General features: G+C 70.1%; 21 protein-coding genes and 3 pseudogenes. 11 read left to right on the plus strand and 13 right to left on the minus strand.

Annotated elements, in window-relative coordinates; translation table 11 throughout:
* Positions 1-63 precede the first annotated feature (63 nt).
* Together gndA and ACIPEK_RS24340 are read right to left on the minus strand one after the other, a co-directional pair.
* The gene (gene gndA, locus ACIPEK_RS24335; RefSeq protein WP_401999638.1) at positions 64-1,506 is read right to left on the minus strand and encodes an NADP-dependent phosphogluconate dehydrogenase; all 1,443 of its coding nucleotides are present in this window, start codon (positions 1,504-1,506) and stop codon (positions 64-66) included.
* Positions 1,507-1,649: 143 nt separating this feature from the next.
* On the minus strand, positions 1,650-1,967 hold the full coding sequence (locus ACIPEK_RS24340) for a hypothetical protein (RefSeq protein WP_401999641.1): 318 nt from the start codon (positions 1,965-1,967) through the stop codon (positions 1,650-1,652).
* 35 nt (positions 1,968-2,002) lie between these two features.
* On the opposite strand from ACIPEK_RS24340, the gene ACIPEK_RS24345 reads away from it, so the two are divergent.
* The 5 genes from ACIPEK_RS24345 (at position 2,003) to ACIPEK_RS24365 (ending at position 6,852) form a co-directional block, all read left to right on the plus strand.
* Positions 2,003-2,884 carry a sigma-70 family RNA polymerase sigma factor gene (locus ACIPEK_RS24345; protein ID WP_401999644.1) on the plus strand — a complete coding sequence of 294 codons (882 nt, stop codon included), beginning with the start codon at positions 2,003-2,005 and terminating at the stop codon, positions 2,882-2,884.
* A 186-nt stretch (positions 2,885-3,070) separates the two neighbouring features.
* The gene (locus tag ACIPEK_RS24350; protein WP_401999647.1) at positions 3,071-3,682 is read left to right on the plus strand and encodes a TetR/AcrR family transcriptional regulator; all 612 of its coding nucleotides are present in this window, start codon (positions 3,071-3,073) and stop codon (positions 3,680-3,682) included.
* The gene (locus ACIPEK_RS24355) at positions 3,679-4,545 is read left to right on the plus strand and encodes an alpha/beta fold hydrolase (RefSeq protein ID WP_401999650.1); all 867 of its coding nucleotides are present in this window, start codon (positions 3,679-3,681) and stop codon (positions 4,543-4,545) included. The genes ACIPEK_RS24350 and ACIPEK_RS24355 overlap by 4 nt, the downstream gene beginning before the upstream one ends.
* Positions 4,546-4,764: 219 nt before the next feature.
* Positions 4,765-5,217, plus strand: a complete 453-nt coding sequence (locus ACIPEK_RS24360) for an ABC transporter permease (protein ID WP_401999653.1) — start codon at positions 4,765-4,767, stop codon at positions 5,215-5,217.
* Positions 5,218-5,556: 339 nt separating this feature from the next.
* Positions 5,557-6,852: a transglycosylase family protein gene (locus ACIPEK_RS24365; RefSeq protein ID WP_401999656.1), complete on the plus strand. Its 1,296-nt coding sequence runs from the start codon at positions 5,557-5,559 to the stop codon at positions 6,850-6,852.
* On the opposite strand, the gene ACIPEK_RS24370 is transcribed toward ACIPEK_RS24365, so the two are convergent.
* Positions 6,822-8,051, minus strand: coding sequence for a DMT family transporter (locus tag ACIPEK_RS24370; RefSeq protein ID WP_401999659.1), 1,230 nt, complete (start codon positions 8,049-8,051; stop codon positions 6,822-6,824). The two genes, ACIPEK_RS24365 and ACIPEK_RS24370, sit on opposite strands and share 31 nt — an antisense overlap.
* Positions 8,052-8,275: 224 nt before the next feature.
* Here ACIPEK_RS24370 and ACIPEK_RS24375 point away from each other — a divergent pair, with 224 nt between their 5' ends.
* Positions 8,276-8,956, plus strand: coding sequence for a (2Fe-2S)-binding protein (locus ACIPEK_RS24375; RefSeq protein ID WP_401999662.1), 681 nt, complete (start codon positions 8,276-8,278; stop codon positions 8,954-8,956).
* A gap of 34 nt (positions 8,957-8,990) precedes the next feature.
* Here the strand turns inward: ACIPEK_RS24375 and ACIPEK_RS24380 are convergent, their stop codons facing one another.
* Together ACIPEK_RS24380 and ACIPEK_RS24385 are read right to left on the minus strand one after the other, a co-directional pair.
* Entirely contained in the window at positions 8,991-10,637 is a 1,647-nt protein-coding gene (locus ACIPEK_RS24380; protein ID WP_401999665.1) for an APC family permease, read from the minus strand.
* A 183-nt stretch (positions 10,638-10,820) separates the two neighbouring features.
* Positions 10,821-11,213, minus strand: coding sequence for a hypothetical protein (locus ACIPEK_RS24385; protein ID WP_401999668.1), 393 nt, complete (start codon positions 11,211-11,213; stop codon positions 10,821-10,823).
* Here ACIPEK_RS24385 and ACIPEK_RS24390 point away from each other — a divergent pair.
* Both ACIPEK_RS24390 and ACIPEK_RS24395 read left to right on the plus strand, forming a co-directional pair.
* Positions 11,146-11,764 (plus strand): annotated as a pseudogene (locus ACIPEK_RS24390) (glycoside hydrolase family 2 TIM barrel-domain containing protein); the annotation flags it as partial. The gene ACIPEK_RS24385 and the pseudogene ACIPEK_RS24390 sit on opposite strands and share 68 nt — an antisense overlap.
* A 210-nt stretch (positions 11,765-11,974) precedes the next feature.
* Positions 11,975-12,184: pseudogene (locus ACIPEK_RS24395) on the plus strand (hypothetical protein); the annotation flags it as partial.
* 41 nt (positions 12,185-12,225) lie between these two features.
* Here the strand turns inward: ACIPEK_RS24395 and ACIPEK_RS24400 are convergent.
* The 3 genes from ACIPEK_RS24400 to ACIPEK_RS24410 all read right to left on the minus strand — a co-directional run bounded on the left by ACIPEK_RS24400 (position 12,226) and on the right by ACIPEK_RS24410 (position 15,683).
* Positions 12,226-12,681, minus strand: coding sequence for an ATP-binding protein (locus ACIPEK_RS24400; RefSeq protein WP_383077184.1), 456 nt, complete (start codon positions 12,679-12,681; stop codon positions 12,226-12,228).
* Between the two features lie 99 nt (positions 12,682-12,780).
* Positions 12,781-14,406, minus strand: a complete 1,626-nt coding sequence (locus ACIPEK_RS24405; protein WP_401999671.1) for an ATP-binding protein — start codon at positions 14,404-14,406, stop codon at positions 12,781-12,783.
* Entirely contained in the window at positions 14,403-15,683 is a 1,281-nt protein-coding gene (locus ACIPEK_RS24410) for a PP2C family protein-serine/threonine phosphatase (protein ID WP_401999674.1), read from the minus strand. Before ACIPEK_RS24410 ends, ACIPEK_RS24405 begins: the two co-directional genes overlap by 4 nt.
* Before the next feature lie 258 nt (positions 15,684-15,941).
* Between ACIPEK_RS24410 and ACIPEK_RS24415 the strand changes: the two genes are divergently transcribed.
* Both ACIPEK_RS24415 and ACIPEK_RS24420 read left to right on the plus strand, forming a co-directional pair.
* Positions 15,942-17,426, plus strand: a complete 1,485-nt coding sequence (locus tag ACIPEK_RS24415) for an SDR family NAD(P)-dependent oxidoreductase (protein ID WP_401999677.1) — start codon at positions 15,942-15,944, stop codon at positions 17,424-17,426.
* A 349-nt stretch (positions 17,427-17,775) separates the two neighbouring features.
* Positions 17,776-17,952 (plus strand): hypothetical protein, encoded by a 177-nt coding sequence (locus ACIPEK_RS24420; protein ID WP_383077176.1) that lies wholly within the window; start codon positions 17,776-17,778, stop codon positions 17,950-17,952.
* Positions 17,953-18,034: 82 nt separating this feature from the next.
* Here the strand turns inward: ACIPEK_RS24420 and ACIPEK_RS24425 are convergent, their stop codons facing one another.
* Both ACIPEK_RS24425 and ACIPEK_RS24430 read right to left on the minus strand, forming a co-directional pair.
* Positions 18,035-18,553, minus strand: a complete 519-nt coding sequence (locus ACIPEK_RS24425; protein WP_401999680.1) for a CrcB family protein — start codon at positions 18,551-18,553, stop codon at positions 18,035-18,037.
* Between the two features lie 9 nt (positions 18,554-18,562).
* A complete protein-coding gene (locus ACIPEK_RS24430; protein WP_401999683.1) occupies positions 18,563-19,309 on the minus strand; it encodes a nucleotidyltransferase domain-containing protein in 747 nt (248 codons plus the stop codon).
* A 44-nt stretch (positions 19,310-19,353) separates the two neighbouring features.
* Here ACIPEK_RS24430 and ACIPEK_RS24435 point away from each other — a divergent pair.
* Positions 19,354-19,573 (plus strand): annotated as a pseudogene (locus tag ACIPEK_RS24435) (alpha-L-fucosidase); the annotation flags it as partial.
* Positions 19,574-19,857: 284 nt separating this feature from the next.
* Here the strand turns inward: ACIPEK_RS24435 and ACIPEK_RS24440 are convergent.
* From ACIPEK_RS24440 to ACIPEK_RS24450, 3 genes are read right to left on the minus strand one after another with little or no spacing between them, the layout of a single operon-like run.
* Entirely contained in the window at positions 19,858-21,294 is a 1,437-nt protein-coding gene (locus ACIPEK_RS24440; RefSeq protein WP_401999686.1) for a lipase maturation factor family protein, read from the minus strand.
* Positions 21,295-21,331: 37 nt separating this feature from the next.
* Positions 21,332-21,856: a DUF1990 family protein gene (locus ACIPEK_RS24445; protein ID WP_401999689.1), complete on the minus strand. Its 525-nt coding sequence runs from the start codon at positions 21,854-21,856 to the stop codon at positions 21,332-21,334.
* Positions 21,853-22,707: a YndJ family protein gene (locus ACIPEK_RS24450; protein ID WP_401999692.1), complete on the minus strand. Its 855-nt coding sequence runs from the start codon at positions 22,705-22,707 to the stop codon at positions 21,853-21,855. The genes ACIPEK_RS24445 and ACIPEK_RS24450 overlap by 4 nt, the downstream gene beginning before the upstream one ends.
* Positions 22,708-22,840 lie beyond the last annotated feature (133 nt).

Genomic DNA, 22,840 nt, shown 5'->3' on the forward strand with positions numbered 1-22,840 from the left:
CGAGGCCATCTCGAAGGCCGTCCGCGAGCCGAGGTCGTGGAGCGCGCACCGGCGCCCCTCGCGTCAGCCTGCTTCGACCTCGGAGCGGTCGCCGCCCCAGAGTGTGTGGAAGGAGCCCTCGCGGTCGGTCCGCCGATAGGTGTGCGCGCCGAAGAAGTCGCGCTGCCCCTGGGTGAGCGCCGCGGGCAGCCGGTCCGCGCGCAGCCCGTCGTAGTACGAGAGCGCGGCCGCGAACCCGGGCGTCGGCACCCCCTGCCGCACCGCCTCGGCGACGACCGTGCGCCAGTCGTCCTGCGCCGCACCGATCTCCTCGGCGAACTGCTCGTCCGAGAGCAGGCTCAGCAGGTCGGGGCGGGTGTCGTAGGCCGCCCGGATCCGGTCCAGGAACGCGGCCCGGATGATGCACCCGGCCCGCCAGATCGCCGCCACCGCGCCGAGGTCGATGTTCCAGTCGTACGCCTCGCTGCCCGCCCGGATCTGGTGGAACCCCTGCGTGTACGAGACGATCTTGGACGCGTACAGCGCCTGCTCCACCTGGTCGGCGAAGGCAGCGGCCTCCGTCTTGCCGAGCGCCGTGGCCGACGGGCCCGCCAGACCCTTCGCCGCCTGGCGCAGATCCGCGTGGCCGGACAGCGAGCGGGCGAAGACGGCCTCCGCGATACCGGAGACGGGCACCCCCAGATCCAGCGCGATCTGCACCGTCCAGCGGCCCGTGCCCTTCTGCTCCGCCCGGTCCTGCACGATGTCGACGAAGGGCTTTGAGGTGGCCGCGTCGGTATGGGCGAGGACCTCCGCCGTGATCTCGATCAGATACGAGTCGAGACGGCCGGTGTTCCAGCTGCGGAAGGTCTCGGCGATCTTCGCGGGGGAGTAGCCCGCCACGGTACGCAGCAGGTCGTACGCCTCCGCGATCAGCTGCATGTCCGCGTACTCGATGCCGTTGTGGACCATCTTCACGAAGTGCCCGGCACCGTCGGGACCGATGTGGGTGGTGCACGGGGTGCCGTCCTTCGCCTTGGCAGCGATCTTCTCCAGCAGCGGCCCCAGCGATTCGTACGACTGGGTCGAGCCGCCCGGCATGATGCTCGGCCCGTTCAGCGCGCCCTCCTCGCCGCCCGAGATGCCGACGCCCACGAAGTGAAGCCCGCGCTCGCGCAGTTCCTTCTCGCGGCGACGGGTGTCCTCGAAGTGTGCGTTGCCGCCGTCGATGATGACGTCGCCCTGTTCCAGGAGCGGGGCGAACTCCTGGATCACGGCGTCCGTCGGATCGCCCGCCTTCACCATGATGACCAGCCGGCGCGGACGTTCCAACGCCGCGACGAACTCCTCCGGCGTGTGCGCGGCAACGAAGGAACCCTCGTCGCCGAACCCCTTGACCAGGGCGTCCGTCTTCGCGGTCGTGCGGTTGTGCAGGGCGACCGTGAAGCCGTTGCGGGCGAAGTTACGAGCGAGATTGCGGCCCATGACCGCGAGTCCTGTGACGCCGATCTGCGCAGTGCCGCTCATCTGTGTGCTCTGCAATCTGTGTGGGGGATGCCGGGTTCTTCAGTATGGATACGGGGCGCGGGGACGGCCTGTTCGAGATGGGCCGTATGGGCGCCAGGCGGGGCTCGCGGGGTGACGGTTGCCCGTCGCCCCGCGAGCCCGCGTCACCGGGTGGAACGGGGAACCACGTTGATGTTGAACACGTGGGTGCCGAGGGCGCCGGCCACGCCGAGGAAGAGCGGGGCGAAGTGCACCTGCCCGCGCGCGGTGGCGATACCGCCCAGATACATCCGCGACGACGCCGGCCAGCCGAGGTCATCCGGCAGCCGGCCGATGGTGCGCTCGGCCTCGGCGTCGTCGCCGGACAGGAACACCGTGCTCGGCCCGTCCGGCCCGTCCGGCCCGTCCGGCCCGTCCGGCCCGTCCGGCCCGTCCGGCCCGTCCAGACCGACCGTCCAGACCGACCGGGTTGCGTTCGTCATGAGAGCTGACGGGGCGGGACGGAGAAAGGTGACCGGTGGACGAGCGCGATGGACTGGCGGAACGATTCGAGACGCAGCGCGGCCGACTGCGGGCCGTCGCCTACCGGGTGCTTGGCTCACTCGACGAGGCCGATGACGCCGTGCAGGAGGCATGGCTCCGCCTCGGCCGGGTCGATGCCGACGATGTGGACAACCTGGCCGGCTGGCTTCGCACCGTGGTGACCCGTACCTGCCTCGACATGCTGCGCTCCCGCAGAACGCGGCGGGAGGACCTGACCGAGCAGGAAGTGCTCGACCAGCTCTCGAACCCTTCGCAGGGGAGCCCCCCGGAGGACGAGGCGCTGCTGGCCGAATCGGTGGGCCGCGCCCTGCTCGTGGTGCTGGATACGCTGAGCCCCGCCGAACGGGTCGCGTTCGTTCTCCACGATATGTACGCCGTGCCGTTCGACCGGATCGCGCCCATCGTGGAGCGCACGCCCGTCGCCACGAAGAAGCTCGCCAGCCGCGCGCGCCACAAGGTACAGGGCAGCCCGGTGGTCTCGGCGGCCGAGCTCGCCCGGCACCGGCAGGTCGTCTCGGCGTTCCTGGCCGCCGCGCGGGTCGGCGACTTCACTGCGATCCTTGCCGTGCTGGCCCCCGATGTGATGCGCCGCGCCGACCCTGCGGCCCTGCCGCCGGGCGGAGCGACCGAGGTCCGCGGCGCGCGGGCCGTGGCGGAGGGGACAGCTGCCCTTGCCCGCCGGTCGCGGCTCGCCGAACTGGCCCTGGTCGACGGCGCGGTGGGAGTCGTCGTGGCCCCGTACGGCCGGCTGCTGTTCGCGCTCACCTTCTCCATCGAGGACGACAGGATCGCCGAGTACGACGTGATCGCCGACCCCGCACGCCTCCGGCGACTTCACCTCGCCGTCCTCGACTGACAAGGGGAGCCTTGGCTGCCGAGACCTCGGCTGCGCCCTGTTCAGCTTCGGGTCCGGCTCCGGGTCCGCGTTCGTCGACGCGCCGATCGATCACACGGCTGTCCCCGGCGGGCCGGTCCCGCGCGTGCCTATGTATATTAAGAAAATGCCTAGGAGGTCTAGGTATCGCTCCGGTGGAGGTGGCGGATGGTCCGCGCGGGTCTCACGGCCGAACGTGTGGTGGAAGCGGCGGCCGATCTGGCCGATTCCATCGGCTTCGACAAGGTCACGATCTCCGCACTGGCCCGCGGCTTCGGGGTCAAGGACGCCAGCCTGTACTCCCACGTCAGGAATCTGAACGATCTGCGGACCCGGGTCGCGCTGCTGGCCGCGGGTGAGTTCATCGACCGGATCGGCGCCGCGGTGGCGGGCCGGGCCGGGAAGGACGCCCTGGTCGCGTTCGCCGGCGCCTACCGGAGCTTCGTTCTGGAGCGGCCCGGACGGTACGAGGCGACGCAGATGCGGATGGACCCCGCCGTCGCCGCCCGGTCGTCCGCGTATCACCGCACCATCGAGACCACGGGCGCGATGCTGCGCGCCTACGGCCTGGCCGAGCCCGATCTCACGGACGCGGTACGGCTGCTGCGCAGCACCTTCCACGGCTATTGCGCCCTGGAGGCGAGCGGAGGCTTCGGCGCACCCCGCGATGTACAGACGTCCTGGGAGCGGTCCGTCGAGGCCCTGCACTTCCTGCTGGAGCACTGGCCAACTGCGACTGACAAGAACAAGGACGAACAACAACAAGGGGGAGAACGATGACTGACCGCATGGCGCCGGCCCGCACCGGCCGACTGAAGGTGCCCGGGGCGACGCTGTACTACGAGGTGCGCGGCGAAGGGCCGCTGCTGCTGATGATGTCCGGCGGGAGCGCCGACGCGGGGATCTACGACCGGTTGGCGGTGCGGCTGGCCGACCGGTGGACCGTCGTCGCCTTCGACCCGCGCGGATACTCGCGCAGCCTGCTCGACGGCGAGACCGGCGACCAGCGGGTGGAGGCGCAGAGCGAGGACGCCCTTCGGCTGATCGAGCTGCTGTCGCCGGACGGCGGCCCCGTGGCCGTCTTCGGTTCCAGTTCGAGTGCCGTCGTCGCCCTGGACCTGCTCAGCCGCCACCCGGAGCGGCTGGACCGGGTCATCGCGCACGAGCCGCCGATGGTGGAGCTGCTGCCCGATCCGGAACAGGGGCGGAAGCTCTTCGCCGCCGTACGCGACTCCAACCGCAGGGACGGGGTGGAAGCGGCTCTGGCCACCATGACCGAGGGCCTCATGGGTCCGGAGGCGGACCGTCCGGCCGAGGGTGGGCCTCGGGCGGTTGCGGCCGAGCCGTCCCCGCGGGAAGCCGAGGCGTTCCGGCGGATGCGCGCCAACCTCCCGGTCTTCCTGGAACACGTGCTGTGCCCGTTCAGCAGTTACGTACCGGACTTGGAGGCCCTTGGGCGCGGCGCCCAGAAGCTGACCATCGGGGTCGGGCAGGACTCCCGCAGCCTGCTCACGGCGATTCCGGGTGCCCGGCTGGTGGACCAGGTCGGCGGCAGGCTCGTGGAGTTCCCCGGTGGACACACCGGTTCCACCGAGGATCCTGATGCGTTCGCTGCGCGGTTGCGGGAGGCGCTGCTCGACTGAAGCGGGCAGGTCGGTGGTGGTGACGGGCTCGTTCCAGGTCTCGTTCCGAGCCCCGGAGCAACCGCCTGAGCCATCGCGGCGCCAAAATGGCGCCGCGATGGACTTCACGCCGTATGTCGACAACCTCCGGTACGAGCTGGCCGCGGACGCGGACGCGGCCGCGGACGCGGGCGGGGGCGAAGCCCGTGCCCTGGCCGAGCGACTCACCGCGCCCCTGGAATGGCCGCCCGCCTCGGCGCCCTGTCCACCGCGACCGGCGTCTGTATCGACATGACCGAGGGCATCGTCAACCCGTTCCGTACGATGGCGATCTCCCGCGCCTCGTTCCTGACCGGACATGTCGTCGGCAGCGTGATCCAGTCCCGGGTCAGCACCACGCTCGTCATGGGTGCCGCGCTGCTCATGGGCTTCAGGCCCGACGCCACGCCCGTCGAGTGGCTCCTGGCCGTCGCCGTCCTCGCTCTGCTCGCACGGGCGCTCACCTGGCCGGCCGCAGCGATCGGGCTGGTGGCCAAGAACCCCGAGACCGCCGGCAACATCCCCATGCCGCTGACGTTCCTCCCCTTCCTCGGCGGCGCCATCGTCCCACCGGAGTTCATGCCACCGGGCTGCGCTGGTTCGCCGAGCACCAGCCCTTCACAGCGGTCACCGAGACGCTGCGCGGCCTGCTGATGGGCACCGAGACCGGCAACAGCGCGATCATCGCGCTCGCCTGGTGCGTCGGGATGAGCCCGGTCGGCTGTCCGTGGGCGCGATCGGTCTTCAGCCGCGATGCCACACGCCAGGCAACTCTCTTCCGGAGAAGGCCGGATGACCGGCGCAGTCGTCAACCCTCGTACCCGGCAGCACGGTACGAGGGCTGACGAGTGCACCGGCCACAAACCTCGGGCGGCGGTGTCCCCTGGGCCGCCCGTGACGGATGAGTCGCTATCGCTCCCTTGTCATCGGCCTTTGTCTGCCCATAAGTTGGGCGCTTGCGACGTGTCCTACTGTCAGTGGGGGAGCCAAGTCATGGCCGCAAACGGACGGCACCGCAGATATCAGCCCAGCCGGCTCAACCGTGCCTCGCTCACGGTCACCGCCGGCGGTGCGGGCATCGCGCTTCCGCTCATCGCAGCCGCCTCGGCAGGCGCCGCCTCGACGGATGTCTGGGAGAAGGTAGCCACCTGCGAGTCCACCGGCAGCTGGCACATCAACAGTGGCAACGGCTACTTCGGTGGCCTTCAGTTCACCCGGTCGACGTGGGCGGCCTACGGCGGCACGGTCTACGCCCCGCGCGCCGATCTGGCCACCAAGGACCAGCAGATAGCCATCGCCGAGAAGGTGCTCGAAGGGCAGGGACCCGGCGCCTGGCCGGGCTGCTCGACACGGGCGGGGCTGACCAGTGGCGGGGAAGCCCCCGGCATCAACCCGCAGTCGGAGCGGACCGGCCACTTACAGGCGCCCGGGAAGGCTGCCGCCGGGAAGCCGGAGACGAAGCGGACGACCACGCCCGCCAAGCCGACCACGGTGCCCGGCAAGCGCGAGTCGTACACCGTGGCCGGCGGCGACTCGCTCTCCGCGATCGCGGCGGGTGAGCATGTCCGTGGCGGCTGGCAGCACCTGTACGCGGCGAACCGCACGGTCGTGGGGGACGATCCGGATCTCATCTTTCCCGGACAGCGCCTGAGCCTGGATGTGGCCCAGGCACCGAAGGCGGGTTCCAGGACGGACTCGACACCGGCCGGGGAGCCGAAGACCGCACCGCACCAGAGGGCGAAGCCGCAGCACCGGACCACCGAGCCGAAGCAACAACCAGCCACGTCGCAACACCAGGCCGCGAAGCCGCAGCACCGGACCACCAAGCCGAAGCAACACCCGAAGCAGGCCGAGAGCCACAAGCCGCAGCGGGCGGAGAAGCACTCCGATGGTCTCGTCGCGCCCGTTGCGGCGGGTATCGGAACCCCGTACCAGCAGGCCGGTTCCTGGGCCAGTGGCTATCACACCGGTGTCGACTTTCCCGTCCCGACCGGCACTTCGGTGAAGGCGGTCGGCTCCGGCACGGTCGTCTCGGCGGGCTGGGCGGGGGCGTACGGATACCAGATCGTCATCCGGCACGGCGACGGAAAGTACAGCCAGTACGCGCATCTGTCCGCGCTTCATGTGCGTGAGGGCCGGCATGTCTCCGCAGGCCAGCGGATTGCGCGCTCGGGCTCCACCGGAAACGTCACCGGTCCGCACCTGCACTTCGAGATCCGTACCGGCCCCGGTTACGGCTCGGACGTCGACCCGCTGGCCTACCTGAGGGCGGGCGGCGTCAGCGTCTGAACGACCCCCTGGGTCCCGGCTGTGTCAGCCGGCGCGGCAGGCTTCCCGGACACGCCGCCCCGCCGTGCTGCGGTGCCGGTGTGCGACGATCGCCCGGGCTCGAACTCCACCTGCCCGAGGCGATGCTCCAGCGGCGCCATCAGAGGCATCACAGGGGCTGCCGAGAACGTTTCCGCGATCGTCTCGACGGCCGCGGCGGGCGTCGGCGGTACGGGCTCGGGAAGAATGACGACCTTCTGCGTCGCAGCCGGCCGGGCCGGATCCACCGCCGGTTCCGCAATACCCCCGGCGCCGGGCTCCGCGTCCGCCCCGTCCCCCAGAGCGTCCGGGTACTCGCTCGCGGCCGGCTGCCCGGCGCGGTGCTCCGCGCCCAGCCGCTCCGTCGTGAGAAGTATCAGCCCGCCCGCGGCGACCACCCCGCAGGTCAGCGCGAGCATGGTGCCCGCCGTACCGTGCCGGAACTGCTCATCGAACATGGTGATGCCGACAGCCGCTGCTATCACCGGGTTCACCACGGTCACCGTGGCCAGCGGCACGGTCAGCCCGGCTCCCCGGTACGCGGCCTGGGAGAGCAGCAGCCCGGCGGCCGCGAACGTGCCTATCGCCAGCAGCGCCGGCACTCCGGCCCCTGCCGCACCGGAGGTCCACTGCACGGCCACGGTCTTCGTGAACACCGAGGCGATACCGAAAGCGACGCCCGCGGCCCCGGCCAGGATCACACTCCGTACCACCGGCCGGTGCAAGCCCTTGGAGATCAGGAAGAGCGCTGCGACCGCACCGAGCGTCACGCCGGCGAGCGTCAGCTGATCCGGGCCGCTCAGGGTGTGCGACTCGGCGTTCCCGGTGAGCGCGAGCAGGCCCGCCAGACCGACGGTCGCCATGATCGCGCCGCGCCATGCGATGGCACCCGCCCGGCGGCGTACGAAGAGTGCCGCCATCGGCAGGGCGAAGACGATGGTCAGCGCACCGAGCGGCTGGACGAGACTGAGCGGACCGTAGGCCAGCGCCATGACATGCAGCACCGCGCCCACGCCGTTCATTGTCACGGCGGCCCACCAGACACGGTTGCGCAAGGGTGCGAGCGAGCGGCCGTCTCCAGCCGTGGCCACGTGCTCCTGGACGATCGCCCCGGCCGCGTAGGCGACCGCGGAGACCAGTGACAGAAGCACGGACAGCGCAAGGGAACTCATGTACACCACGATGTCCCTTCAAAGCCGCTGCGTCGTCGTCCTTGAGGCGGCAATCCTGCGTACTGCCTTGGTAGTACGTGACTACTCCCAGTGTCCTCCTCCCGACGGTAGTCCTCCCCCCGGAGGGCCCCGGAGCGATCACCCCGAGGGGTTACGGTGAACGGCGGGTCGCGGTGCTCCAGGTGCCCGCGATGTCACCAGTGGCGGCCGCGGAGCCGAGAAGGAGCAGCACGATGGACGAGCCGGCAGCGGCCTCGGTGGGCGGTTTCTTCACACTGCGTACCGCTTCACCGTCCGACGGGGCGCATCGCCCGCTGGCATTGCTGTACGCGGGGGAGGTCGCACCACTCACGGCCCGTATCGACACGGTCGCCACCCGGCTCCGTACCCCTGAGCGCAGGGTCGCCGCCTCCGTCGCACACCTGGGGCTGGCCTCCCGCCTCTGGTCGATCGCACTCGGCCCGGCGGCCCTGACCGGCCGTTTCCCCGATCTCTCGCCCGGTGCCCTGCACTGGGACCCACAGCACACCGCCCCCGACGACCTGTGGCTGAGCACCGCCGAATCGCTGCCCGCTACCGCCGCCCGGATTCGGGAAGCCGTGCAGTACGCCCATCTCGTGCCCCTCGCCGAGGCGATCCACCGCGACGGCCCCCTGTCGAACGGGCTGCTGTGGGGCAACGTGGGGTCGGCGCTGGCGGGAGCCCTGCGCGAACTGGTCACCTGGGCCCGCGTCCACCGCCGCCCCGACATGTCAGGCCGGGCCCGCGCCCTGGCCGCCGAACTCCTCGACCACCCGGACCTCCGGAACACCGGCGCCCCGCACGACCCGGCGTTCCGCCGTCGCAGTTGTTGCCTGTACTACCGCTGCCCGGGCGGCGGTCTGTGCGGAGACTGCGTCTTCGACAACGTCTGACACCCGGACGCGCCGGAACCGGGCGGGAGGCCGGTCACCCGCCGGGCACCACCTCGACGGAGCCGATGTACTCCTGGGTCTCCTCGTCGGGGAGCCGCACGGCCTGGGCCCAGAAGTAGATCACCAGGCTGAACGCGGCGATGAGCACGATGTCCCACCACAGCGGCACGGCATCGGTCGCACCGCAGGACGCCGACGACGCCGGGCCGGTGCTGCAGAAGCCGCCCTGCCAGGAGATCAGCCCCATGCCCACGAGGTACACCGGCAGCCACTGCGCGGACCGCCAGTCCATGTGCGGAACCTTTGGGTTGAGCTTGAGCAGCGCGGAGCCGCCCAGCAGTAGATAGCCGAGCACGATGGCCACGCCGAGCCGCCACAGGGTGTCCCATCCCGCCCAGTAGATGATCAGGTTCGAGACGATGAAGGCCACGGGCGCCCAGAACATCCCGCCGGGCAGCCGGTACGGGCGAGGCCGGTCCGGGTCCTGCTTGCGCAGGCATCCGAAGGCGAGCGGCGCCCCCGCGTACATCAGCACACTCGCGGACGTGACGAAGCCGACCAGCTTCTGCCACGTGGGGAACGGCAGGAACACGATGAGGCCGGTCACGAACGCGAAGAGCAGGCTGAACCACGGGACGCCGCGCTTGGTGGTGCGCTCGAAGACCGCGGGGACGTAGCCGTTGCGGGACAGGCCGTAGGAGACCCGAGAGGTGGCGGTGGTGTAGATCAGGCCCGTACCGGACGGTGACACGACCGCGTCGATGTACAACAGCGTGGCGAGCCAGCCGAGTCCGACGGAGGTGGCGAGCCCGGCGAACGGGCCCGCCTTTCCGCTGAAGGAGAGATTGGCCCAGCCGTGGGCGAACGCGCTGTGCGGCAGGGCGGCGATGAAGACGACCTGAAGCGCCACATAGACGAGGACGCCGATGAGGATGGAGCCGATCACCGCCCGCGGGATGTCCCTGGCCGGGTCACGGCTCTCGCCCGCGAGCTGGTCGGCCTGCTCGAAGCCGAGGAGCGCGAAGATGATGCCGCTGGTGCTGATGGCGGAGAGCACGCCCCTGGCGCCGAAGGGGGCGAAGCCCTGGTAGCCGAAGTTGCCGCTGTGAAAGGTGGTGGCGGCCAGCACGATGATGGTGAAGACGGGGACGGCCACTTTCCACCACGTCGCCACGCTGTTGGTGTGGGCGAGCCATTTGACGCCGAGGAAGTTGACGACGACGAAGAACGCCATGAACGCGACAGCCAGCCCGTACCCCGCGGGTGTCAGGTGATTCTTGCCGGTCTGCACCCAGGTGGCGTGGACGCTGAGATAGTTCAGCGACGCCATGACCTCGATCGGCGCCACGGTGACAGCCTGCAGCCACGAGAACCATCCGAAGGACGCACCGGCGGCACTGCCGAAGGCATAGTGCGGGAATCGGGCGGTGCCGCCCGCCACCGGGTACATGGCCCCCAGTTCGGCGTGGACGAACGCCAGCACAATGATGGCGAGTGCCCCGATTCCCCAGGAAATGAGCGCCGCCGTGCCGGCTGCCTGCGCGGCGAACAGGGCGCCGAACAGCCAGCCGGACCCGATGATGGACCCCTCCGAGGCCCAGATGAGACCGATCAGCCCGATTTCCCGCTTGAGGCCCGGATTCGTGGGAGCCGCGGGTACGACCGGCTTGGACATCCGCATGCTGCATGCACCCCTTGTTCCGGTGGGGATGAGGCGTGGGGTGTAGGTCTGCGTCCAGGGGGACCTCAATAGGATGCCCCGATCTTCGTGAATCGTTCCCGGAGCGCGCGGAAGTTGCGCCAGTCGGTTCGCACCTGAGGTCGTCGCCCGATGGTGGATCCGAACGACCCGGAGGGGGATGTGTCAGTCGTTGTGCGGCGTGGACAGCACCGATCCGTCGATGCGGCCGGTCTGGATGACCGGCCCGTGCTGGACGCCACCGCTGATCGCGTTGTGCACGGCGGGTGACGCCTGGTTCCGGGGCGGTTCAGCGAGTGAGTCGAGCAGTGAGAGGAGTTCCGCGCGCGCCGATGGATCGGCGCGCAGGAGGGTGTGGAGCCTGTCCCGCCACTCAGCGGCGACGGCGTGCGTCTCCGACTCGTCCTGGGTCTCACGGCCTCTGAGGAGCCTTCCGTGGTGCGGGTGACCGGGGCCGTGTTCGAGGAGGTGTGCCGCTGCCCGCGCCGCCCGCGCCGAGTACGAGCGCGAGATGAAGGAGATGATCGACGAACACTCCAGCCACCCGTCCGTCGTCATGTGGGTCACCTTCAACGAGGGCTGGGGCCAGTACGACCAGGCCCGCATCGGCGACCAGGCCAAGTCCTGGGACCCGGCCCGGCCGGTCAACAACATGAGCGGCCTCAACTGCTGCGGCGCGGTGGACGGCGGTAACGGTGGCATCGCCGACGCGCACGGCTACCCGAGCCCCGGGCTTCCGCAGCCCGACGGGAAACGCGCCCTGGTCAGCGGGGAGTACGGGGGGCTCGGACTGGCCGTGCCGGGACACGCCTGGGCCGTACAGCAGTCGTACATCGCGGTCGACCCGGCCACGTACACCGACGATTGTCTGGCCCGGCTCGACGAGGTGCGCAAGCTTGCCCGCAAGGGCGGCAACGGCGCCGTCTACCCCCAGATCTCGGACGTCGAGGGGGAGTTGAACGGGCTCCTCACGTACGACCGCCGGATCGTGAAGCCCGACGTCGAACGGATCAAGGTGGCGCAGGACGCGCTCGTCCGATGCGTCGAACCCGGTTGTGGCGGGGTGTCCCACCGCCTGGACGGCCCCAAGCCCCTGCACATCCGCGTAGGGACCTGCGGGGCCTGCGGGACTGTCCTCGACCGGGACATCAACGCGGCGGTCAACGTCGCCAAGGCCGCCGGACTGGCGGTGTCAGCCTGTGGAGCGAAGGTAAGACCGGTGCTCGTACCGGCACAGCGCGGTGAAGCAGGAACCCACCGAGACGGTCGGACGACCGTGGTGGGAATCCCCGCCCCCCAGGGCGGGGAGCGGAAGTCAATACCCGCGCGGATCGCTCACGGTCAGCGCACCCGGCACCTCCGACACCGACCGCTACATCCAGTCGGCCCGGCTCGACGGGACGGTGCAGTCCCGCACCTACCTCACCACCGACGACATCCGCTCGACCCGTTCGCTCTCCTTCACGGTGGGCAGCGAGCCGTCGGCCTGGGGCACTTCGGCCGTGGACGCCCCGCCCGCACCGGGCTGACCGTGGTCGTGGGGCGGGCGGCGTCCCGCCCGCCCCACAGCTCAGCTGCTCAGCTCGAACTCGGCCCGGATGCGCTTGCCCACGGGCACGCGCTCGGCGGTCAGCCGGTCGCACAGCGCCACCACGATCTCCATGCCGTGGCCGCCGGGGCGCGTCGGGTCGGGTGAGTAGAACAGTGGCAAGGCCGTGCTGCTGTCGTACACCGTGACGCTGACGCGCTCCGCGGTGCCCTCCAGCTCCAGCAGATACGGGCCCTGGCTGTAGCGGTCCGCGTTGGTGACCAGCTCGCTCACGGCCAGCATGAGATCGCTGCGGGTGTGCTCGCCGAACACCGCGAGCCACTCCGCGGCCAGCCGGACCAGAAAGCGGTCGGCCAGTGCCCGGGCCTGCGCGATGCAGCCGGGCTCGCCGTCGAACACCTCGGCGCTGTGCAGAACGTCCGTGAGCGGGTCTCCGCCGGGGCGGCCGTCCGGTCGCGAGGTGACCTGTTCGTTCATGTGCTCCAGCCAGGGCGACGCAGGGGTGTTCGATGACAGCTGTTCGACGTTCGCCTACCCGCGACGAACGGTCCCACTCCGCGGAGAACCCGGCAGATCTCAGCCATGGCCGGGCCGCCCGACGAGGGATTCCGCGACGAGCGGCTCAGCAGTGGTGCGCGCGGGTACGGCGGGAGTGACCGGCAGCGTGAAGCGGATACAGGCGCCTTCGGCGGCCTCCGGCTCCAGCCAGATCCTGCCTCCGTGGAACTCCACGATCTTCCGGCACAGGGCCAGACCGATGCCCGTTCCCTCGTACTGCTCCCTGCCGTGCAGACGCTGGAAGATGACGAACACCTTCTGCGAGAACTCCGGCGGGATACCGATGCCGTTGTCCGCGACGGAGAAGTGCCAGTCGTCGCCGTCCCGTACACAGCCGACCGTGATCCGGCACGGTACGTCGGGACGGCGGAACTTCACCGCGTTGCCGATCAGGTTCTGCCAGACCATGGAGAGCGCCGTCGCGTCACCGGTCGGTTCGGGCAGCGGGCCCTCCCGTACGACCGTGGTACCGGACTCCTCGACGACCAGCGCGAGATTGGCCAGCGCACGGTCGAGGGAGCGGTCGAGGTCGACCGGCTTCCACCTGTCGTGCACCCGCCCCATACGGGAGAAGGTGAGCAGATCGTTGATCAGCACCTGCATCCGCTTGGCGCCGTCGACCGCGTAGTCGATGTACTGCCGCGCCCGGTCGTCGAGCTCCGCGGCATACCGCTTCTCCAGAAGCCGGCAGAACGAGGCGACCTTGCGCAGCGGTTCCTGCAGATCGTGCGAGGCGACATAGGCGAACTGCTCCAGTTCGGCATTGGACCGGCGCAGCTCCTGTGCCTGTTCCGCCAGCAGCGTCCCGCGCTCCTGGGATTCGGCGAGCTCCTCGACGATGCGGCGGCGCATGTCCTCCACGGCCGCCGCCACCGCCCGCACATCGGACGGTCCGTCGACCTCGATCCGGTTATGGAACGCCCCCGAGCTGACTGTGTCCGAGGCGGCGGTCAGCCGGCGCAGCGGCCGGCCCACCATCCGGTTCAGCAGCAGACTCAGCGAGACAACCGCGAGCAGAAAGCCCACGATCAGCGAGATGAGCACCTGGTCACGGGTGGTGCGGGCGGTGCTCAGATCGGCGCGGGCCCGGTCACGCGCCACGTCGAGATGCGCCTGCTGTGTCGCGTACAGCCGCCGCAGAGTGTCGAATTCGCCCTTGCTCCGCCGGATCGGGGCCGAGGACTCGGACGCCGGGCCGTCCCGGCGGACCGCGTCGACCAGCGGCTCGGCATGCCGGCTGCGCCACTCCCGCGCGGCTGCGGCGATCCGGTCGAGATCGCGGGCGAAGGGCTGCTCGTCCCCGACGAGGGCACGCACCTTGGCAAGCCGCAGCCTCTCGTCCCGCATCCCCGCCTCGTACGGCCGCAGGAAGGTCGAGTCACCGGTGAGCGCGTATCCGCGGACCCCGGTCTCCTGGTCCAGCAGGGCGTTCTGCAACTGGAAGGACGACGAGCGGGCGGGCTGGATGCGGTCCACCAGCTCGGTGGTGCGGTCGGATATCCGGGACAGCACCAGGCCACCGACGGTCAGCCCGGCGCAGACGACCAGTACGAAGACGGCGAGAATCAGATGAACCCGGTTCTGGACCGACAGGCGTGAGGCGAAGCCGCGCCGGCGGGCCGGCGATGTGTCCCGGCCGCTCATCGCGGCTCCCCCCGTCCCCAGCCCAGATGGAGCACGGCCACGTCGTCGGCGAGACCGCCGTACGGGGACGCGGCCCCGGCGGCCTCGTCGACCAGAGTGTCCACAAAGGCGCGGGCCGCCAGCGCCCCGTGTCTGCGGGCTACGGCGAGCAGTCCGTCCTCGCCCAGCCGGGAACCGGGCCCCGTGCGCCCCTCGAAGAGGCCGTCCGTGAAGAGGACGATCCGGCCGCCCCCGGGCAGGGACAGCTCCGAGACGCTCCACCGTCCCGCACCCGGGAGCAGCCCCAGGGCCATCCCGGGCTCGGGCTCGACCCAGCTCACCCGTGCACCGCTGCGCAGCAGCAGCCCGGGGTGACCGGCCCGCACCACGCGCACCCGACGGCGGTCCGGCGCGAAGGACAGTGAGGTGACGGTGGCGAAGACATGTGGGTCGGAGCGTTCGGCGACCAGGATCTCCTCCAGCAGCCGGACCTGTTCGAGCTGGCCGGTGGCGCACAGCACCGCGGTTCGCCAGGCCACCCTCAGACAGACACCCAGCGCCGCCTCCGCCGCCCCGTGCCCCGACACATCGCCGATCACTGCGTGCACTGTGCCGTCGGACGTCTGCACCACGTCGTAGAAGTCACCACTGAGCAGGGCGTGCGCCCGGCCCGGTGCGTACCGCGCCACCGCTTCGAAGGAGTCCTCGCGCAGCAGGGGCACGGGCAGCAGCCCGCGTTCGAGGCGGGCGTTCTCCTGCGCCATCAGCCGGTTGGCACGCAGCGCCGCGGCGGCCCGCTCGACCTGCTTGCGCTGGAGGGCGTACCGGACCGAGCGGCCCAGCGCCTCCGGATCGAGTCGCCCCTTGACGAGGTAGTCCTGGGCGCCGGTCGCAACGGCCGACAGGCCCGTATCGGCCTCGGCCCTGCCGGTCAGCACCACAATGGCCGCATCGGGCGCCGACTCGACGATCTGGGTGACGGCGTCCAGGCCGTACACATCGGACAGGTGCAGATCGAGCAGTACGCAGCACGGGGTCCGGCAGCCGGCCAGGAACCGGCGCGCCTCCGCGAGCGTCCGGCACCAGGTCAGCGCGGAGCCCAGCTCGCTGTCCGCGAGCATCTCCTCGACGAGGAGCGCATCACCGGCGTCGTCCTCGACCAGCAGGATCACGGCATCGACGTCCCACACCGAACCGTTGCCGAGACTGTTGCCGACCGGCACAAGTCCGTTCTGTACGGGGATGGCGGCCGGGCGCACCGGCTGCGCGGGAGAGCCGCCCGCGGGGAGTTCGGTCACTCTCCACCCCCTTGTACGGACGGCACAGCTCAACCCTGGCCGTATCGCAGGGAAGCATATGTGACCGAGCCGTGGAGGAGCCGTCGGGGCGCAGGGGCGCAGCCATGCACACGCGCGCCCGCGAACTGAGGGGAACCCCTGTGCAGTCACGCGAACGGAGCAGCATCCGGTGCATGGCAGACTTGATCGGGGCGTTCGGCCCGGCAGGACCATGTATGACGGTCGGCGCCACGAGTGACAAACGACAGAGGAACGGCAATGACGGTGACACAGGACAGCCCGGAGCTCGCTCCCGGTACTGAGGAGTTCGGTCCCGGTATCGACCCGGAGCGGTTGGCCGTCTGCCTGAGCGTGATCGACGAACTCGACAACATCGAGGTCGACCACCCCGACGCCATCGCCGTGCGCCGCGCCACGGCCGGGATCTACCGGACCGTGAAGCAGCGCCGTCGTCAGGAGCGCCGCGCCGCCAAGACCGCGCACGACAAGGCCGTCACCGAGGCCACCGCGACCGGCTCGGCCGACCGCATCGACGACGAGACCCAGGGGGTCCTGCCGTCGTCCTCGGCCCGTGCCGAGATCGCGGGCGTCCTCCAGCGGCCCCGGTCCTGCTACATCTGCAAGACCAGGTATGTCGAGGTGGACGCGTTCTACCACCAGCTCTGCCAGCAGTGCGCCAAGGAGAACCGCTCGCGCCGCGACGCACGGACCGACCTCACCGGCCGGCGCGCGCTCCTCACCGGCGGCCGCGCGAAGATCGGCATGTACATCGCGCTGCGGCTGCTGCGCGACGGTGCGCACACCACCATCACCACCCGTTTCCCCAACGACGCGATCCGCCGCTTCAAGGCGATGCCGGACAGCGACGAGTGGATCCACCGGCTGAAGATCGTCGGCATCGATCTGCGCGACCCCGCCCAGGTCGTCGCGCTCGCCGACTCGGTCGCGGCCGAGGGCCCGCTGGACATTCTGATCAACAACGCGGCGCAGACCGTGCGCCGCTCCGCGAACGCGTACAGCGAACTGGTCAACGCCGAGTCCGCCCCGCTCCCGGCGGGCGAGCTGCCCGCCGCCGAGGTCATCGGCACCTTCGGCAGCGGCACCGTCGACCGTGTCGCGGCCCTCCCGGCCGCCCGCAAGGAAGGCCTGAGCGCGCAGGACGTCACCGAGCTCGCCCTGGTCACCGGGTCCGCCTCCCTGGAGCGGATCGCCGCCGGAACGGCGATCGACGCGGGCGGTCTCGTACCCGACCTGCATGACACCAACAGCTGGATCCAGACCGTCGAAGAGGTCGAACCGATCGAGCTGCTGGAAGTCCAGCTCTGCAACTCCACCGCGCCCTTCATCCTGATCAGCCGGCTCCGCCCGGCGATGGCGGCGACCGCCGCCAAGCGCGCCTATGTGGTCAACGTCTCCGCGATGGAGGGCGTGTTCAGCCGTGGCTACAAGGGCGCAGGTCACCCGCACACCAACATGGCCAAGGCCGCGCTGAACATGCTCACCCGCACCAGTGCCCAGGAGATGTTCGAGAAGGACGGCATCCTGATGACCGCCGTCGACACCGGCTGGATCACCGACGAGCGCCCGCACCCCGACAAGATCCGCCTTGCCGAAGAGGGCTTCCACGCCCCGCTCGACCTGGTCGACGGCGCCGCCCGTGTCTACGACCCGATCGTGCGCGGCGAGGAGGGCGAGGACCTGTACGGCTGCTTCCTCAAGGACTACGCGCCCGCCAACTGGTAGTCGATCGATCACGCGGCGTTTGCGCGGAGCAGTGGACCCGGCCCCGGACTCGTTCCCGGCCGGGTCTTTTCCGTGCTCGATGGCCGAAAGTGAGCCAGTGCGCACATTCCATCGAGCGTGAACGCGCTCATTTGGTTACTCTGATGCGAACGGACGTCATCGAGGAGTCCACAAAACCTCCTCGACCGTCCTGGGACAGGCTTGTCAACCAAGTCGCCGTCCCGCCCCGTACCCGGCGCCACCGCGACCGAATTGTTCTTGCCCCTGCCCCTCGCGGGTGGTCGACCCCCGGATATGAGGCCGGAGCGTCGGCGACGCCCCGGGGTTACGCGACACGAAGGAGTGCGCGGTGACGACACCAGAACTGGCGAAGCGCGAGAAGCGACCGACCGAACGGCACGGAGAGCGGACCCGCAAGACCGAGAAGCTCCTGAACATCGAGGTCTGGGCGAGGTCCGCGCCGATCCGGCTGGCCGGCTACGAGGACGACCTCGCCGAGCCGCACATCCTGCCCAGCGTCGACTGACCGCTTCATAGCTGCACACCCGAGCTCCGGCCCGAACCCCGCGAGGGGGGCCGGAGTTCGGCCGCTTCGGGGCATCCGCCGGTCAGTGGACCGCGCCCGCCACAGCGGCCCCGGCGAACGAGAGCCCGACCCCCGCGCCGATACTGAGCAGCAGATAGCCGGCCACGATGCCCAGGTGGCGGGCCGACGTCAGGGTCAGCAACTCGTACGAGAACGTCGACCACGTCGACAGGGCGCCGCAGAAGCCGGTGGCGAGCAGAAGCTGGAACAGGGGCCCGAAGTCCCCGTCGGTCACCGCCTCGGAGAGGAAGCCGAGGAGCAGCGCCGCACCGGCATCGGCCGCGAAGGTGCCCCACGGAAAGACGCTGCGGAGGCGGAACTTGGCATCCACCCCATGTGCACCCTGCTGATGGCGGCACTGACCACCCTGCTCGCCCCTTATGCACCTGGCACGCGGATAAGTACGCCACCCGGCGCCCGGCACAGGCATTCCTGCGATGGTGCATGGATAGCCGCCGGATGCGGCGGCTGACCATTCCGAACCGTCCGGGTGACGGGCTGGGCGAACAGCAGGACCATGCAGGCGGCGACTCGCGGTCATGAACTTCCGTCAACGCCCGGATGTCGCAGCGACCGATTCAATGACACCGCGCCAAGTCCTGCGATAGCCCTCGCGAAGAGGCCCGCCGACAAGGTCGAGGATCTGTGATGCAGCGTCGATCACGGGTATGGGGTCTCCCGACGTGCACAGCCGCAGGTGTCCTTCGAGCAGGGCGGCTCCACGTTCTCCGTCCGCCTCCAGAAGGCGCCGCGGCAGCCACTTCCCGCCACCGATCCACGCGTGGTGGTAGTCGCAGAGCAGGTCGGCCGCTGTGTTGAGAACGAACCCGGCCACCGCCAGACGCTCGATGGGGTCGCTCGCGTCGGTGAGATCGTCCAGTGCGTCCGTCAGCCCGTACCTCTTCGTCTCGACCGTCGCCGGTTCCAGCGCCGGCGGACCCTTTCGGAGGTCGGCTTCGGCCAGGGCACAGGCACGTCCGGCCTCACCATTCGTATCGACCAGGACGAGACCGGCGGCATACATGCTCTGAAGGACTGCACGACGTGCAGCAACGTCCGCAGCGAAGAGCTCCACGCGACCGGCACGGGTGTGGACGAAGAGCTCCACGACACGTCCCTCGAACCGGATCGTCTCCCGGCCGGTCTCGCCGCCGTCCCTGATGAGCACTGCGATGTCCAAGTCGCTGCGGGCAGTTGCCCGCCCGGCAGCCGTCGACCCGGCAAGGATCACCGCGAGCGCATCGGGGAATCGGTCACAAGCGAGACGTCGCGCCTGGTCGACGAGATCCGTGTTCATGCCGGAATGGTTCCAGGAACCTTGATCAACGGCGACTGGGTTTCAAGAACGGCAACTTCCTGCTCGACATCGGGCCGAAGGCCGACGGCACGATCCCCGACATCATGCAGCGCAGACTGCGCGAGACGGGGGAGCGCCTGAAGACCAACGGGGAGGCGATCTGCTTCACTCCCTGGCGCAGCCGGGCGCGAGCCTCACCGTCGAGGCCCCGTGCCGGTCCGCAGCGGTGACCGGGTCACCCTGCTCGGCCACGACCGGCCGCTCAGAGCCTGTCGGATGACCTCTGACCGGGCAGCCACGCCCTGGCACGCACGCTTCCCGCGTTGCCGAAATGCCCTAGTAGCTCCTTCCCCAAGCTCTCAACTTCGTTCGAGCAGGGGAGGCCCCATCCGAGGACATCCCGGCGCCTTGGAATCGCACGCACCAGACCGCGTCCGCTATCCGATCGAAGGTCACCCGACAGGCTCTCAGCCGGCGCAGCACGGGCGGCTCGCTGGTGATCGACGTACCGGCGGCGGCCCTCAGGGCCGGGAAGCGCCCCTGGGTGTTCAAGATCGCCTGGTCGGGCTGAGCCAGGAGGGAGCGAGCGAGACGGGGGGCATGAAGTCCCGCACATAGGTGCGGTGCCACCAGCGTCCCGTGGCCCGCAGTTCGCGCCAGGTCGTGTACCGGTAGTGGTACAGCCTGGCGCGGACGTGCGTGGGCGGGGCCTGAGGGAACGGGTTGTGACGCAGCAGCCGCAGTGTGTCCCGGTCGTTCTCCAGCAGCCGCTCCACGAACTGGCCGAACCAGGGGCCCGCGTACGCGGGGGAGAGTGCCGCGAACCACATCAGCCAGTCGAGCCGCAGATGGTACGGGGCGAACTGGCGGGGCAGCCGGCGCGGATCGCCCGGCTTGCCGCGGAAGCCGTACTCCTGCCAGACCGTTCCGTCGTGGAGCTCCTGCTCGTCGGTGCCCTCGACCACCACCTCCAGCCGGACCCGGCTGATGCTGCCGAACGCGCCGTAGGTATTGACCAGATGCAGTGGGTCGAACGAGCGGTTCATGACCTGGCGGCGGGAGACCAGATTGCGTGCCGGGCGGTAGCTGAGGAACACGACCAGCGCGGTGACCGCGATGACGACGATCTCGTACCAGAGCGGCGGCGCGGACTGCGCGGGCGGTTCGGTGAACAGGGACCAGTCGACGGCGGACAGGGCGAGAGTGATCGTCACCCAGTTCAGCCAGGCGAAGTTCCCCGAGACGACCAGCCACAGCTGGGTGACGATCATCAGCCCCGCAGCCGCACTCGCCACCGGCTGCGGAGTGAAGAGGAGTACCGGCACCAGCAGTTGAGTGACATGGTTGGCCGCCACCTCGGCCCGGTGGACGGGTCTCGGCAGCCGGTGGAAGAACCAGCTCAGCGGTCCCGGCATCGGCTGGGTCTCGTGGTGGAAGTACAGACACGTCAGGTTGCGCCAGCACTCGTCGCCGCGGATCTTGATCAGCCCTGCGCCGAACTCCACCCGGAACAGCACCCAGCGCAGCAGCCACAGCACCAGCACGGGCGGCGCCGTGTCCGCGTTGCCGAGAAAGACGGCGAGGAAGCCGGTCTCCAGCAGCAGGGACTCCCAGCCGAAGCCGTACCAGGTCTGGCCGACCTGGACGATCGACAGATAGAGCGCCCACGGCAGTGCCCAGAGAACCATCGCCGCCCAGAGCGGAACATACGCGTCCACGCCCGCGATCAGTGCGACGGCGAGCGCGCAGCCGGTCCAGCAGACGAGGGCGAAGAAGCGGTCGGAGTAGTGGAGCCGGAAGAGGCCGGGCGCGCCGCGCCAGTCCGTACGCCGCAGGAAATCCGGCACGGGCAGCATGCCGCGTTCGCCGATCAGCGCCCGGAACTGGAGCGCGGCGGTGAGAAACGCGACCAGGTAGATGCTGGCCAGAGCCCGCTGGAAGATCAGCCGGCTGAGCCAGTACCCGTCTGCGGTGAACCACTCCATCGTTTCCAGTATCGGTCCGGTGACGCGGCTCGGCCCTTCAGACCCGCGATCGCCGGTCCTCGGTGACGATCCGGCGCAGCGTGGTGCCGAGCCGGCGGGCGTACCACCGCTGAATCACCGGTACGACGGGCCCCGCGAGCCGGGTGTGCCAGGCGGCCGGGCGGCTGAACGCCATGACGGTGAACCACACCGTTCCGTCGTCCGCGAGCTCCACCATGAAGCACTCCTCGCCGCACTCGGGGTGCCGGACCAGTGTTCCGTAGGCGAATCCGATGCGGTCCTTCTCGTACTCGGCCCAGACGACCCGGCAGGGTGCGGTGAACCGGAACGGGCCGATGCCCAGCGACACCCGAACCGAGCCCCCGGCCTCGGCGCGGGCCGCCGACGCGCGGACCGCGGCTCCGCTGGTGCGATGCATGCGCCAGTCGGTGACCGCCGCGCCCGCTGCCTCGAAGTCGGCCCGCCCGCGCCCGACCCGGGTCCGGTGGTGGAGGTGGTTGTAGCCGTCGGGGAGTGGGCCGACGCGAGTGGCTCCGACCTCGGGGTAGGTGAAGGTGCTCATGCGGTCCTGCCTTCGTGATCGGTGTGGTTCCGGATCCTGTGACAGGCAAGCACGGAGCAGAGTGCGAAGCCGAGTGCGTTGCCGAGACCGTGGGTGGCGGCCATCCACGTCAGCGTGGGGTGAGGGAGCCCGGTGGCCTCGCCCAGTGCCCAGCTCGGCGCGAGCACCATGGTGACCACGAGCACGGCGGACGAGGTGGCGAGCAGCAGCCGGGTGATCCGGTCCCGTTGCCTGCCGCGGATCGATCGCCAGGTGAGCAGGGCGACGGTCCACATGCCTGCTGTCAGAACGACTGCCCCGGCCAGCTCGGCCCGGTCCCCGGTGAAATATCCGATCAGGACGAGCAGGGTGCCCAGCGGAACGCTCAGCGCAGCGAACCTTCCTGCGGCGCTCTCGGCGATCCGGCAGACGAGCCCCGAGACCGGCGCGGCGGCGAATCCGGCGAAGTGGAAGTGCGGCACGGTCAGTGCCAGGATGCCGAGCCCGAAGCCGAAGAGTGTGTGCCCCGAGCGTTCGGCGACCAGCGCGATGGCGGCGATCGAAGGGGTGACCAGGGCGGTGAGCAGGGCGATCTCGGCGGGTGCCACGGCGTGGGTTTCGGACGCTGCGAGGTTACGGAGCAGCCGTGGCGGGGCGTGCATGGCGAGGAGTACGGCACCGAGCGCGTAGCAGGCCGCCAGGATGGTGGCGGGCCCGCCGCGCGGCAGCCAGAGTGCGACAGCGCCTGGCACGGCGAAGAGCGGCCACAGACGGCGCACCCGGTCCAGTTCGGGCGCACCGGTCAGCCGCAGCCCCGCCGGAACCACCACCAGCATGCCCAGCATCACGATCAGACCGACCAGTACTGACATGACCACCCCCAGACTTGAACGCGTTCAAGTGGTGTTGACTCTACGGCCTCTCTTGAACGTGTTCAAGAGAGGCCGCGGGGTGGGTCGGGGGAGGCGGGGTCCGGTCACGGTGGCAGGACGCCCGGCATGCGGA

Source organism: Streptomyces sp. NPDC088246, assembly GCF_044741025.1.
GTDB lineage: Bacteria > Actinomycetota > Actinomycetes > Streptomycetales > Streptomycetaceae > Streptomyces.